Origin of the sequence: Nonomuraea sp. NPDC049637 (assembly GCF_040675235.1) — a bacterium.
GTDB lineage: Bacteria > Actinomycetota > Actinomycetes > Streptosporangiales > Streptosporangiaceae > Nonomuraea.
In genome coordinates, this window is record NZ_JBFAOM010000027.1 from 55,746 (window position 1) to 68,784 (window position 13,039).

Here is a 13,039-nt window from a genome sequence, read left to right on the forward strand (position 1 = left end):
CTCAAACCTCCTGTGCGGCTGCGAGCAAATGCGCGACACCCGTCGCGCGGTCCGTCAAATGCAGGCGTACGGTGGGCCGTCCGCGCGTCTCCAGCGCGGCCAGGTCGCCCAGCGCCTGCGCGAGCTGGAGCCGCCCCAGCGTGTACGGCTGCCCGGGGACGGCGACGTCGTCGGTCACCGCACCCGTGATCTGCAGGAACACGCCGTTCTGCGGCCCGCCCTTGTGGTATTGGCCGGTCGAGTGCAGGAAACGCGGCCCCCATCCGAACGTCACCGGCCGGTTGGTGCGGATGGCGAGCAGGGCGCGCAGCGTGGCCGCGTCGGCCATCATCCACGCGTCGGTCATCTGCTCGAAGTCGGCCCCCTCGGGCACGGGCGCGTCGAAGGCGGCCAGCCGGTCGAGGTAGGCCATCACGGCCAGGTAGCCGTCGTGCGGGATGGCCTTCAGCAGCTCGGCCAGCACACCGGGCAGGTCGTGGGAGCGGACCGCGCCGTAGACCTCGACGGGCCCGTCGACCAGCGCGGGCGCGCCGAGCGGCAGGTCGGGCAGGGCCAGCAGGGCCGCGGTGTTCTCCTTGGACTCGGCCACGTTCGGCTGGTCGAACGGGTCGATCTCCAGCAGCAGCCCGGCCACGGCCGTCGCGTACTCCCAGACCAGGAACTGGCCGCCGAGCGGCCCGTCGACGCGTACGGCGCCGTCGTCGGACTCGATCGCGACGACCAGCTCATCGCTGGTGTGGTTGGGGTCGGCGTTGACGATCGGCAGGATGCCCCTGCCCTGCTTGCCGGTGGACTCGGCGACGAGCTGCTCGATCCAGTCGGGCAGCCCGTTGATGCCGGACAGCTGGTCCTCCAGCACGAGCTTGTCGCGCCCGGCCAGCGCCGCGCCGCCGAGGGCCGCGCCCAGGTCGAGGCCGGGGTTGCCGGTGTCGAGGGACAGCAGCGGCAGCACCTCCTCGGCGTCGTCGAGCAGCCGCTCGACGTCGGCCCCGGCCAGCGCGCTCGGCACCAGCCCGAACGCCGACAGCGCCGAATAGCGGCCGCCCACGTCGGGGACGGCCAGGACCAGGTGGTAGCCGCCGTCGATGGCCCGCTGCTCCAGCGGCGAGCCGTGGTCGGTGACGACCACGATCCGGTCGGCGGGCGAGATGCCCGCCTCGGTGAAGATCTGTTCGTAGATGCGCAGATGGCAGTCGGTCTCGACGGTCGAGCCGCTCTTGCTGGCCACCACCACGACCGTGGACTCCAGCAGGTCGGTCAGCGCCCGCCGGACCTGCGCGGGGTCGGTCGTGTCGAGCACGGTCAGCGGCACGTCGGCGGTCTGGCAGATCACCTCGGGAGCCAGCGACGAGCCGCCCATCCCGGCCAGCACCACGTTCGTCAGGCCCTCGGCGCGCGCCCGCTCCACGAGCTTGCCCAGCTCGGGAAGGAGCTCGCGGGAGGTGCGCGGCAGCGTCAGCCAGCCCAGCCGGACCGCCGCCACCGCCTCGGCGTCCTCACCCCACAGCGTGGGGTCGCCGCCGGCCAGCCGCGCGGGCACGCCGTCGGCGACGAGGCGCCCCGCGACGGAGGAGGCGGCCGCGGCCACCCCCTCCTCGCGGTAGGACACCTCGATCATGGCACCAGATTCTTGGTGACGCTCTCCAGCAGCTCGTTCCAGGACGCCTCGAACTTCTCGACGCCCTCCTCCTCCAGCACCCGCACGACGTCGTCGTAGTCGATGCCGGCGTCCTTGAGCGCGGCCATGGTGTTCCATGCCTGCTCGTAGAAGGGGCGCACGGTGTCGCCGGTGACCTGGGCGTGGTCGGCGGTGGCGTCGAGCGTCTTCTCCGGCATCGTGTTGACGGTGCCGGGGGCGACGAGCTGGTCGACGTACATGGTGTCGGAGTAGTCGGGGTTCTTCACTCCGGTCGAGGCCCACAGCGGACGCTGCGGACGGGCGCCCGCCGCGCGCAGCCGCTGCCAGCGCTCGGAGCTGACGACCTCCTCGTAGGCGGCGTAGGCCAGGCGCGCGTTGGCGATGCCGGCCTTGCCCTTCAGCTCCGGCTTGCCGAGCTTGTCGAGCCGCTTGTCGATCTCGGTGTCGACGCGGCTGACGAAGAACGAGGCCACCGACTCGATCGTGGCCAGGTCCAGGCCCTTGGCCTGCGCGGCCTCCAGGCCGGCCAGCCAGGCGTCCATGACCGCGCGGTAGCGCTCCAGGGAGAAGATCAGCGTGACGTTGACGCTGATGCCCTCCGACAGCGCCTGCGTGATCGCGGGCAGGCCCTCGAGCGTGGCCGGGATCTTGATGAACAGGTTGGGCCGGTCGACCATCCACCACAGCGCCCGGGCCTCGGCCACGGTCTTCTCGCTCTCACGAGCGAGGCGCGGGTCGACCTCCAGCGAGACGCGGCCGTCCACGCCGCCGGTGGCGTCGTAGACCGGGCGCAGCACGTCGGCGGCCCAGCGGATGTCGTACGTGGTGATGGCGCGGACGGCCTCCTCCACGGTGACGCCGCGCACGGCCAGGTCGTGGAGCTGGGCGTTGTAGGCGTCGCCCTTGCTGAGCGCGCTGGCGAAGATCGTCGGGTTGGAGGTGACCCCGACGACGTTCTTCTCGCGGATCAGCTGGTCGAGGTTGCCCGTGCGCAGCCGTTCGCGGCTGATGTCGTCGAGCCAGATGGAAACGCCCTGGCCGGACAGCTTGTTGAGGTTCTCGCTCATACTCTTCTCAGTTTCCCGTCGTCTCGCCCTTGTCCTGACCCAGCTTGGCGAGGCTCGCCTTGGCCGCGGCCGCCACGCGCTCGGCCGTGAGCCCGAACTGCTCGTACAGCGTCTTGTACGGCGCCGAGGCGCCGAAGTGCTCCAGGCTGACCACTTCGCCGCACTCGCCGACGAACTGGTGCCAGCCGAGCGCGACGCCGGCCTCGACCGCGACCCGAGCCCTGATCGAGCTCGGCAGGACGGTCTGCCGGTAAGCGGAGTCCTGCCCGTTGAACCACTCGACACACGGCATCGACACCACTCGTGCCGGGATGCCCTGCGCCTCCAGCAGCTCGCGGCCCTGCACGGCCACCTCGACCTCGCTGCCGGTGGCGATGATGATCACGTGCGGCTGGCCGTCGGACGCCTCGCGCAGCACGTAGCCGCCGCGAGCCACGCCCTCGGCGCTCGTGCCCTCGTAGACCGGCACGTTCTGCCTGGTCAGAGCCAGGGCGGCGGGACGGTCGGTGTGCTCCAGGATCGTCTTCCACGCATGCGCGGTCTCGTTGGCGTCAGCAGGGCGGACGACGTCGAGGCCGGGGATGGCGCGCAGCGCCCACAGGTGCTCGATCGGCTGGTGGGTGGGGCCGTCCTCGCCCAGGCCGATGGAGTCGTGCGTCCAGACGTAGGTGACCGGCAGCTTCATCAGCGCGGCCAGGCGCACCGAGGGGCGCATGTAGTCGGAGAAGACCAGGAACGTGCCGCCGTAGGGGCGGGTGCCGCCGTGCAGGGCGATGCCGTTGAGGATCGCGCCCATGGCGTGCTCGCGGATGCCGAAGTGCAGCGTGCGGCCGTAGCGGTTACCGGGGAAGTCCTTTGTCTGGTACTCCTCGGGGATGAAGGACGGCTCGCCCTTCATCGTGGTCAGGTTCGACTCGGCCAGGTCGGCCGAGCCGCCCCACAGCTCGGGCAGCACCGGCGCCAGCGCGCCGAGCACTTCGCCGCTGGCCTTGCGGGTGGCCATCGAGGAGCCGGTCTCGAACTCCGGCAGGGCCGTGGCCCAGCCGGCGGGCAGCTCGCGGTGGGAGATGCGGTCGAACTCCTTGGCCCGCTCGGGGTTGGCCAGGCGCCATTCGGCGTAACCCTTGTCCCACTCGGCGCGCTCGGTACGGCCGCGCGCGACCACCTCGCGGGCGTGCTGCAGCACCTCGGCCGGCACGTCGAAGCTCTTGGCCGGGTCCATGCCCAGGATCTCCTTGGTCGCGGCGATCTCCGCCTCGCCCAGGGCCGCGCCATGGATCTTGCCGGTGTTCTTCTTGTTCGGCGCCGGCCAGCCGATGATCGTGCGCAGCCGGATGAAGGAGGGCCGGTCGGTCTCGGCCTTGGCCGCCTCCAGCGCCTCGTACAGCGCCTGGACGTCCTCCTCGTACTCGCCGCCGGCGGTCCAGTCGACGCTCTCGGTGTGCCAGCCGTAGGCCTCGTAGCGCTTGACGACGTCCTCGGACTTGGCGATGAGGGTGTCGTCCTCGATCGAGATGTGGTTGTCGTCGTACAGGACGACGAGGTTGCCGAGCTTCTGGTGGCCGGCCAGGGCGCTGGCCTCGTGGCTGATGCCCTCCTCGATGTCGCCGTCGCTGACGAAGCACCAGATGTGGTGGTCGAACGGCGAGGCGCCGCGCTCGGCGTCGGGGTCGAACAGGCCGCGCTCGCGGCGGGCCGCCATCGCCATGCCGACCGCGTTGCCCAGGCCCTGCCCGAGCGGGCCGGTGGTGGTCTCCACGCCGGCGGTATGGCCGTGCTCGGGGTGCCCCGGGGTCAGGCTGTCCCACTGGCGCAGCCGCCGCAGGTCGTCGAGCGTCAGGCCGTAGCCCGACAGGTAGAGCTGGATGTAGAGCGTCAGGCTGGTGTGGCCGCACGACAGCACGAACCGGTCGCGGCCCGCCCAGTTGGGGTCGCTGGGGTCGTGACGCATCACGCGCTGGAACAGCAGGTATGCGGCGGGGGCCAGGCTCATGGCGGTGCCGGGATGACCCGAGCCCGCCTTCTCCACTGCGTCCATCGCCAGGGCCCGGACGACGTCGACGGCCTTCTTGTCGAGGTCGGTCCATTCAAGGGCTGGCACGAGTTCGGTGCTCAAGTGCTCGATCTCCGGAATCTAGTTGTCATTTGGCAGTACCTGTTGGCTATCCCGCCCACACGGGACCCTAACCGAGTGGAGCTGGCGATCGATTCCCATTCCACCCTCGCGTGTCCATGAATGGCGCAAGCCCCCCATTGGCCGGACCGTCCGCCCCTGCGACTACAGTTTGTTTGTTCGCAGAGGCGCCACGGCGCCACTCATCGATCCGCTCTAATCAGAGGTTACGCGTTGACTCCGCACAGGCTGGAAGCGCCTTGACGGTGCTGACCAACAGGCAGGCCACGGCTCCCTCGACCGAGCCCGGGGCGCCGCGCACGTTCGGCATGGTCGTGAAGGCCTACGTCGCGCTCACCAAGCCGCGGATCATCGAGCTGCTGCTGATCACGACCCTCCCGGTGATGTTCCTGGCGGCCGGCGGCCTGCCGCCGCTGTGGAAGTCGATCGCCGTCATGGTCTTCGGCACCCTGTCGGCGGGCAGCGCCAACGCGCTCAACTGCTACGTCGACCGCGACATCGACCAGAAGATGCGCCGCACCCGCCGCCGGCCGCTGGCCAGGCACCAGGTGTCGCCGCGCGGCGCGCTGATCTTCGGGATCGTCCTGGGGATTTTGTCCACTGTTGGCCTGTGGCTCACCACCAATTGGCTGGCCGCGGCGCTGTCCACCGGCGCGATCCTGTTCTACGTCATCGTCTACTCGATGGTGCTCAAGCGCCGCACGGCCCAGAACATCGTCTGGGGCGGCATCGCGGGCTGCATGCCGGTCATGATCGGCTGGGCGGGCATCACCGAGCGGCTCGACTGGGCGCCCCTGGTGCTGTTCGGCGTGGTGTTCTTCTGGACGCCGCCCCACACCTGGACCCTCGCCATGCGCTACAAGGAGGACTACGCGGCGGCCAACGTGCCGATGCTGCCCGTGGTGGCCACCGAGCGGCGGGTGATCCTGGAGTCCGTCGCCTACACCTGGGCGACCGTGCTGTGCTCGCTGGCCCTGTGGCCGGTGGCCGGCACCACGCTGTTCTACCCGGTCGTCGCGGTCGTGCTCGGCGTGGTCTGCCTGTGGGAGGTCCACCGCCTGCTGGCCCGGCTCAACGCCGGCAAGAGCGGCGTCGACCTGCGCCCGATGCGCTTCTTCCACTGGTCCAACGCCTACCTCGCGCTGCTCTTCCTCGCCGTCGCGATCGACCCGCTGCTGGCCTGAGCGCCGTGACCGTCCCGACCGCCGTGCGCGAGGGCCGCCAGGCGCGTGTCCGGACGGTGAGGAGTGGCTGTCCCGCGCGGGCGGTCGGCACGGACCCCGGCCCTTCGATCCGTTAAAGTCACGGTATGGCGACCCGTGATCCACGCTGGGTGTTGAAGGACCGCCCGTCGTTCGCGTTGATCACCGGGCTGGTCCTCACCGGCATCTGCGCCCTGGTCTCGTTCTCCTTCGACGTGATCAACGGCGAGCCGGTGCAGTTCTTCATCGCGCTCGGGCTCGCCCTGGCGCCGGTGCCGCTGCTGCTGGCCGCCGTGCTGGCGCTCGACCGCATGGAGCCGGAGCCGCGCAGCAACCTGATCTTCGCCTTCGCCTGGGGCGCGGGCATCGCCGTGCTGGTCGCCGGCGCGATCAACTCGCTCAACCTCCACTACTTCATCGACACCGCCAAGCTCTCGCCGACCAGCGCCCGCAACCTGGCGGCCACCTTCGGCGCGCCGGTGGTCGAGGAGACGATGAAGGGCCTGGTGCTGCTCGGCCTGCTCAAGTTCCGCCGGGCCGAGCTCGACGGCCCCACCGACGGCGTCATCTACGCCAGCATGGTCGGCCTCGGCTTCGCCATGAGCGAGAACGTCAGCTACTACCTGTCGGCGCTCAACGGCAACGGCGTCAGCAGCCTGGCGGTCACCGTGGTGCTGCGCGGCATCCTGTCGCCCTTCGCCCATCCGCTGTTCAGCTCGATGATCGGGGTGGCCGTCGCCTACGCGGCCCAGCGCCAGGGGCCCGAGCGGGTGTTCCTGGTGCTGGCCGGCTGGTCGGGGGCGATGATCCTGCACGGCCTGTGGAACGGCCTGGCCTCCTACGGCGGCTTCCCCGGGCTCGTGGTGGCCTACCTGGCGCTGCTGGTGGTGCTCGTCGTGCTGATCGGCGTGGTGTTCAGGGACCGGCGGCGCATCGTCGCGCTCATCCAGACCTACCTGCCGCCGTACGAGCCGACCAGGCTGGTCGGGCCGGCCGACATCTACATGTTGTCCACGTTCGCCAGGCGCCGCCAGGCCAGGCAGTGGGCCAGGGCCTACGGCGGCAAACGAGGGGTGCGCGCCATGCGCGACTACCAGCTCGCCGCCACCGAGCTGGGCCTGCTGCACGAGCGGGCGGCCCGCCACATCGTCGACGAGCAGGCCTTCCACGAGGAGCAGCGAGCCCTGCTGGAGTGCATGAGCACCGCCCGCGCCGACTTCCCGGTGCCGCCCGTGCACGCCCGGCGGATGGCCAGGGGCACCCCGCCGCCCGGTTACGCGCCCGGCGCGCCCCGCTGAGCCAGGATCTCGGTCAGCGAGACCTCGCGCGGGCCGGGGTAGACCGGGTCGGAGTGCAGCACCAGCGCGTCCACGACGGCCTTGCCGGTGGCCAGCAGCTCCCGGGTGGCGTAGGCGTACGTGGCGGCCGCCCACTGGCGGGTGGAGTCGTCGCCCACGCCGAAGGTCTCCAGGCCGGCCGTCCGGCACAGCGCGACGGCCCTCGGCAGGTGGAAGACCTGGGTGACGACGGTGACCCGCTCGGCGCCGAACACCCGGCGGGCCCGTACGCAGGAGTCCCAGGTGTCGAACCCGGCGTAGTCGAGCACGATCACGCCGGCCGGCACGCCCTTGCGCAGCAGGTAGTCGCGCATGGCGGTGGGCTCGTCGTACTCCTTGCGGCTGTTGTCGCCCGACAGCAGCAGCGCCCGCACCTTGCCCGCCCGGTAGAGCTCGGCGGCCACGTCGAGCCGGCGGGCCAGCATGGGCGTGGGCTGCGTGCGCCACAACCCCGCGCCGAGCACCAGCGCGACCTGCGCGGGCGGCACCCGGCCCAGCCAGCCGCCGGTGCCGGCCACCACGCGGTGCGGCGAGCTGTCGAGCCAGGCCCACGTCATGGGCGCCAGCGCGAGCACGCTGACCAGCACCAGCCCCTGGTACGTACGGCGCAGCAGCCTGCGCGAGAGACTAGGGAGTCGCAGCACACCCCATACCATCGCACAACGGTCAGACCGGAGCGGGCGCTTCCGTGTGAGCGGCGGCCGCCGGGGCCTCCAGCGGGCCTCTGCTGCGCAGCGAGGTGACCACCCGCAGCGCGGCGATCCACACCAGTGAGGCGCCGAGCACGTGCAGCAGCACCAGCGCGGCCGGCACGGCCAGGAAGTACTGGGTGTAGCCGATCACGCCCTGGCCCAGCTCCACGACGAACAGCCCGAGCGCGGCCCGCCTGGCGACCCGGGGCGCGCCGGTCGCGCGCAGCGCGAACAGCAGCGCGAACGTCAGGCCGACGACCACGTAGACGATGTCGGCGTGCAGCCGGGCCACGGTCTCGATGTCGAAGCCGAACCGCGAGGCGATGACGTCGCCCGAGTGCGGGCCGGTGCCGCTGACCACCACCCCCGCCACCAGCAGCACCGCCGTGGCCGCGAGCAGCGCGTGGCCGAGCCGCCGGACGTCGCGGTGGGCGACCCGCGCGGCCGGGCCGTCGCCCTCGCCGGCGCGGGCGTAGAGCGTCCAGCAGGCGGCGATCAGGGCCATGGAGATCAGGAAGTGCATGCCGACCGTGAACGGGTTGAGCGCGCTCCGGACCACCAGCCCGCCCCACAGCGCCTGGGCCAGCACGCCCGCCGGCTGCAGCAGCGCCAGGCGGACCAGCGCCCGCCGGCGCGGGACCAGGCGCAGCGCCGCGATGACGCACGCCGCGCCCACCGCCAGCACCAGGAACGTCAGCAGCCGGTTGCCGAACTCGATGAGCATCGTGAGCATCGACGTCTCGGGATGGGCGATCGGCACGAAACTGTCGGGCGTGCACCTCGGCCAGGTCGGGCAGCCGAGCCCGGAACCGGTCACCCGCACGCCCGCGCCGGTCACCGCGATGCCCGCGTTGGCCACCACGGAGGCCAGCGCCCAGCCGCGCATCGAGCGCGCGGTCGGCGCCCAGAACGAGCGCAGTGCGCGGACCAGGACGTTGGGGCGGCCGGTGGATTCCTTCACGTCAACGATGGTACGGGCCGGGTGGCACGGTCCCGTCAGGGGCTTCTCCGGAACGTGACAATGTGACATGTTACTCCTGGCGGCTTCCTCGACCCGGTCCCGGAGGGCTTTCGAACTGTGATCACTACTGTCGACTACCACACGGGCGGCGAGCCGTTCCGGATCGTGACCGGGGGCGTACCCGAGATCCCCGGGCCGGACGTGCCCACCCGGCGGGAGAACGCGCCCGCGCACGCCGACCACGTCAGGCGGCTGCTGTGCCACGAGCCGCGCGGGCACGCCGACATGTACGGCTGCTTCCTGGTCCCGCCCGACGACGCCGGGGCGCATCTCGGCGCGCTGTTCTGGCACAAGGACGGCTTCTCCACCGCCTGCGGGCACGGCACGATCGCCCTCGGGGCCTACGCGGTGCAGGAGGGGCTGGTCGAGGCCGACCCCGACGGGGAGACCGACGTGGTGGTGGACGTGCCGTCGGGGCGGGTCAGGGCGCGGGTGCGGTGCTCGGGCGGGCGGGTGGCGGGGGTGACGTTCGTGAGCGTCCCTTCGTACGTGATCGCCCGGGACGTGGCCGCCGCCGGAACGAAGGTTGATATTTCGTACGGCGGGGCGATTTATGCGTCTATTTCGGCTGGAGAGGTGGGCCTGTCCGTCGAGCCCCGCCACCTGACCGCCCTCGTCGGGCACGCCCGCCGCATCAAGTCCGCCCTGGCCGGCCACCCCGCCACCCGCCACCCCCGCGACGACCGCCTGTCCGGCGTCTACGGCGTGATCTTCTACGACGACCTGCCGGACGGCGGGCCGGCGGCTGGCGACGGGAGCGTCCGGCAGCGCAACGTCACCGTTTTCGCCGACGGCGAGGTGGACCGGTCGCCCTGCGGGTCGGGCACCGCCGCCAGGATGGCGCTGCTGCACGAGGCGGGCCTGCGCGGCACCCTGGTGCACGAGAGCGTCGTCGGGTCGGTCTTCCGGGCGCGGGTGGCCGGGGTGACGGCCGAGGGGATCGTGCCGGAGATCGAGGGCATGGCCTACCGCACCGGCCGGCACGTCTTCGAGCTCGATCCCGACGACCCGATCGGAACGGGGTTCACGCTGCGATGAGCGCTCTTCCCTACATCGACGGGCCGGTGCTGGACCGGCTGGTGCCGGTCGGCCGCGCGGTGGCCGTCCTCGAACAGGCCCTGCGCGACGGGCTCGACCCCGAGCTGACGCCCCGGCGGCCGGCCGTGGACCTGCCGGCCGGGCAGCTCCTGCTCATGCCCGCCGCCGCCGGCCGCTACGCCGGGGTCAAGGCCGTCACCGTCACGCCCGCCAATCCCGGGCGCGGGCTGCCCCGCATCCAGGGGACGTACCTGCTGCTGGACGGCCCGACCCTGGCCCCGCTGGCCGCCCTGGACGGCATCGCGCTCACGTCCCTGCGCACGCCCGCCGTCTCCGCCCTGGCCGTCGCCCGCCTGGCCGAGCCGGACGCGCGCCGCCTGGTGGTGTTCGGCAGCGGGCCGCAGGCGTACGGGCACGTCCTGGCCCTGCGCGAGGTGCGGCCCGTCGAGCACGTCACGATCGTGGGCCGCGACCCGGCCCGCGCCGCCGCCCTGGCCGCCCGCTGCCGCGCCCTGGACCTGACCGCCGCCCCCCTGACCGCCGGCCCTCCGACCACCGAGCCCTTGACCGCCGGAGCTCCCACCGCCGAAGCCGACACCGCCGACGCCGCGGCGCTGCCCGGCGCGGTGGCCGACGCGATCCGGGCCGCCGACCTCATCGCCTGCTGCACCACGGCCGCGCAGCCGCTGTTCCCCGGTAAGCTCGCCCGGGACGGCGTCACCGTGGTCGCGGTCGGGTCGCACGAGCCCGGCGTCCGCGAGCTCGACGGCGACCTCGTCGCCCGCGCCACCGTGGTCGTCGAGGCCAGATCGGCCGCCCTGGAAGAAGCCGGCGACGTGATCATCCCGATCCGCCACGGTACGATCACCTCTGGTCATCTCGCCGGGAACCTCGCCGAGCTGATCGCCGGAAGGGTGGTGGCCGGTCCGGGCCCGCGGGTGTTCAAGAGCACGGGCATGGCGTGGCAGGACCTGGTGGTCGCCGCGGCCGCGTACGAGGCGTGGAAGTAGGAGGGAAGGCGGATGGCTGCCGAGGACCGGCTCGACCTGCCGATGGTGGGGGAGCGGCAGAGCCTGCGCGAGCAGGTCGCGCACGCGCTGCGGGCCGCGCTGATCACCGGTGAGATGCGGCCGGGGGTCGTCTACTCCGCGCCCGTGCTCGCCGCGCAGTTCGGCGTCTCGGCCACGCCGGTCCGCGAGGCCATGCTCGACCTGGCCAAGGAGGGCCTGGTCGAGGCCGTGCGCAATAAGGGCTTCCGGGTGACCGAGCTGTCCGACCGCGACCTCGACGAGCTGACCCAGATCCGCGAGCTGATCGAGGTGCCCACCGTCGCGCGGCTGGCCGACAGCGCCCGCGCCGAGGAGTTCGAACGGCTGCGCCCGATCGCCGAGGAGATCGTCACGGCCGCCGACCGGGCCGACCTGCTCGCCTACATCGACGCCGACCTGCGCTTCCACCTGGAGCTGCTGGCGCTGGCGGGCAATGTCCACCTGGTGGAGGTGGTGCGCGACCTGCGCAACCGGGCCCGGCTCTACGGCCTGTCGCAGCTGGCCGAGCGCGGCTCGCTGACCGACTCCGCCCGGGAGCACCTGGCCATGCTCGACGCCCTCAAGAGCGGCGACGGCAAGGCGGTCGGCCACCTGATGGGCGAGCACATCGGTCACGTCCGGGGCATCTGGGCCGAGCACTGACGCCCGCCGCGTTTCTTTACCGTCCGAGTTAAGAGGGTTTATCCGTTTTGAGGTAATGTGTTTGTGAAAGCTTTCACGAACTGATCTACGTGAAGCCTCACAGGCCCGGTCACGCGGATGCCCGCATCCGCTGACCTTCACCGGGCTCGGCGACCCGCCCACCTCAAGCCGAGCCCTCCGCCGCGCGCCCGAGAGATCCCCATCCCCGCGGGCGCGCGGCGGCACCTCCTCGGGCGTTCCTACCGCCCAGCGGCGGCTACCGCCCGGTCATCCTGGTCGAGCCGAGGCTCGCGGCCACGACGCACACGATCGCCGCCCACTGCTGCACGTGCAGGACTTCACCCAGCACCAGCACGCCCGCCAGCGCCGCCACGGCCGGCTCCAGGCTCATCAGAATGCCGAACACGTGCTTGGGCATGCGCCGCAGCGCGTGGAGCTCCAGCGAGTACGGGATCACCGACGACAGCAGCCCCACGCCCAGCCCGATCAGCAGCAACGACGGCTGCAGCAGGTCGGCGCCACCGGTCGTGACGCCCACCGGCGCGATCACCAGGGTCGAGACGATCATCGCGAACGACAGTCCGGTCGTGCCCGGGAAACGCCGTCCGGCCGCCGCCGACAGCAGGATGTAGGCCGCCCAGCACGCGCCCGCCACCATGGCGAACCCGATGCCGAGCCACCACGCCGCCGACGCCTGCTGCCCCCAGGGCGCCAGCAGTGCCACGCCGAGGCCCGCCAGGCCGATCCAGGCCAGGTCGAGCCGGCGCCGGGAGGCGGCCACGGCCACGCCCAGCGGGCCGAGGAACTCGATCGCCACCGCGACGCCCATCGGCAGCCGCGACAGGGCCTCGTAGTACGACAGGTTCATCAGCGCGAGCGTCAGGCCGAAACCGGCACCTACCGCCCAGTCGCGCCACCCGAGCCCCCGCAGCTTCGGCCTGGCCACCGCGGCCATGATCAGGCCGCCCGCCGCGATGCGCAGGAACACCACGGCGCTCGGCGGCAGCACGGCGAACAGGTTCTTGGCGAACGCGGCCCCGAGCTGCACCGAGACGATGGACAGCAGGACGAGCGACGAGGGCGGGATCGAGTCCGCGGCCTGGCGCAGCAGGCGGCCGGGCCGGGGCAGCGCCGGGCGGCGATCGAAGGGATCGTCGAGGGCGAAGTCGGTCACGGGACTCCTCGCGCGGAAGGTGGGGCGGTCGTCCAGAGCGTACT

At 72.1% G+C, this 13,039-nt stretch carries 11 protein-coding genes; 5 read left to right on the top strand and 6 right to left on the bottom strand.

What is annotated here, in order from left to right; all coding sequences use genetic code 11:
- Position 1: 1 nt before the first annotated feature.
- From AB0J71_RS31505 to tkt, 3 genes are read right to left on the bottom strand one after another with little or no spacing between them, the layout of a single operon-like run.
- Positions 2-1,618, bottom strand: a complete 1,617-nt coding sequence (locus AB0J71_RS31505) for a glucose-6-phosphate isomerase (RefSeq protein WP_364417366.1) — start codon at positions 1,616-1,618, stop codon at positions 2-4.
- Positions 1,615-2,706 carry a transaldolase gene (gene tal / locus AB0J71_RS31510; protein WP_364393688.1) on the bottom strand — a complete coding sequence of 364 codons (1,092 nt, stop codon included), beginning with the start codon at positions 2,704-2,706 and terminating at the stop codon, positions 1,615-1,617. The genes AB0J71_RS31505 and tal overlap by 4 nt, the downstream gene beginning before the upstream one ends.
- 7 nt (positions 2,707-2,713) lie before the next feature.
- The gene (gene tkt, locus AB0J71_RS31515; protein ID WP_352328036.1) at positions 2,714-4,807 is read right to left on the bottom strand and encodes a transketolase; all 2,094 of its coding nucleotides are present in this window, start codon (positions 4,805-4,807) and stop codon (positions 2,714-2,716) included.
- A gap of 272 nt (positions 4,808-5,079) precedes the next feature.
- On the opposite strand from tkt, the gene AB0J71_RS31520 reads away from it, so the two are divergent.
- Positions 5,080-6,024: a heme o synthase gene (locus AB0J71_RS31520; protein WP_352328037.1), complete on the top strand. Its 945-nt coding sequence runs from the start codon at positions 5,080-5,082 to the stop codon at positions 6,022-6,024.
- 125 nt (positions 6,025-6,149) lie between these two features.
- Positions 6,150-7,340, top strand: coding sequence for a PrsW family intramembrane metalloprotease (locus tag AB0J71_RS31525; RefSeq protein WP_352328038.1), 1,191 nt, complete (start codon positions 6,150-6,152; stop codon positions 7,338-7,340).
- Here the strand turns inward: AB0J71_RS31525 and AB0J71_RS31530 are convergent.
- Entirely contained in the window at positions 7,316-8,023 is a 708-nt protein-coding gene (locus AB0J71_RS31530; protein ID WP_364417368.1) for an ElyC/SanA/YdcF family protein, read from the bottom strand. The two genes, AB0J71_RS31525 and AB0J71_RS31530, sit on opposite strands and share 25 nt — an antisense overlap.
- Before the next feature lie 22 nt (positions 8,024-8,045).
- A complete protein-coding gene (locus tag AB0J71_RS31535; protein WP_364417370.1) occupies positions 8,046-9,032 on the bottom strand; it encodes a COX15/CtaA family protein in 987 nt (328 codons plus the stop codon).
- Positions 9,033-9,149: 117 nt separating this feature from the next.
- Between AB0J71_RS31535 and AB0J71_RS31540 the strand changes: the two genes are divergently transcribed.
- From AB0J71_RS31540 to AB0J71_RS31550, 3 genes are read left to right on the top strand one after another with little or no spacing between them, the layout of a single operon-like run.
- Positions 9,150-10,130 carry a proline racemase family protein gene (locus AB0J71_RS31540; RefSeq protein ID WP_364417373.1) on the top strand — a complete coding sequence of 327 codons (981 nt, stop codon included), beginning with the start codon at positions 9,150-9,152 and terminating at the stop codon, positions 10,128-10,130.
- On the top strand, positions 10,127-11,140 hold the full coding sequence (locus AB0J71_RS31545) for an ornithine cyclodeaminase family protein (protein ID WP_364417375.1): 1,014 nt from the start codon (positions 10,127-10,129) through the stop codon (positions 11,138-11,140). The genes AB0J71_RS31540 and AB0J71_RS31545 overlap by 4 nt, the downstream gene beginning before the upstream one ends.
- A 12-nt stretch (positions 11,141-11,152) precedes the next feature.
- On the top strand, positions 11,153-11,821 hold the full coding sequence (locus AB0J71_RS31550) for a GntR family transcriptional regulator (RefSeq protein ID WP_352328043.1): 669 nt from the start codon (positions 11,153-11,155) through the stop codon (positions 11,819-11,821).
- 256 nt (positions 11,822-12,077) lie between these two features.
- Here the strand turns inward: AB0J71_RS31550 and AB0J71_RS31555 are convergent, their stop codons facing one another.
- On the bottom strand, positions 12,078-12,995 hold the full coding sequence (locus AB0J71_RS31555) for an EamA family transporter (RefSeq protein WP_364417377.1): 918 nt from the start codon (positions 12,993-12,995) through the stop codon (positions 12,078-12,080).
- Between the last annotated feature and the right edge of the window lie 44 nt (positions 12,996-13,039).

Coding starts and splice junctions, on each gene's coding strand:
- AB0J71_RS31505 (WP_364417366.1), bottom strand. CDS start 1,618: ATGATCGAGGTGTCCTACCGCGAGGAGGGGGTGGCCGCGGCCGCCTCC.
- tal (WP_364393688.1), bottom strand. CDS start 2,706: ATGAGCGAGAACCTCAACAAGCTGTCCGGCCAGGGCGTTTCCATCTGG.
- AB0J71_RS31525 (WP_352328038.1), top strand. CDS start 6,150: ATGGCGACCCGTGATCCACGCTGGGTGTTGAAGGACCGCCCGTCGTTC.
- AB0J71_RS31545 (WP_364417375.1), top strand. CDS start 10,127: ATGAGCGCTCTTCCCTACATCGACGGGCCGGTGCTGGACCGGCTGGTG.
- AB0J71_RS31550 (WP_352328043.1), top strand. CDS start 11,153: ATGGCTGCCGAGGACCGGCTCGACCTGCCGATGGTGGGGGAGCGGCAG.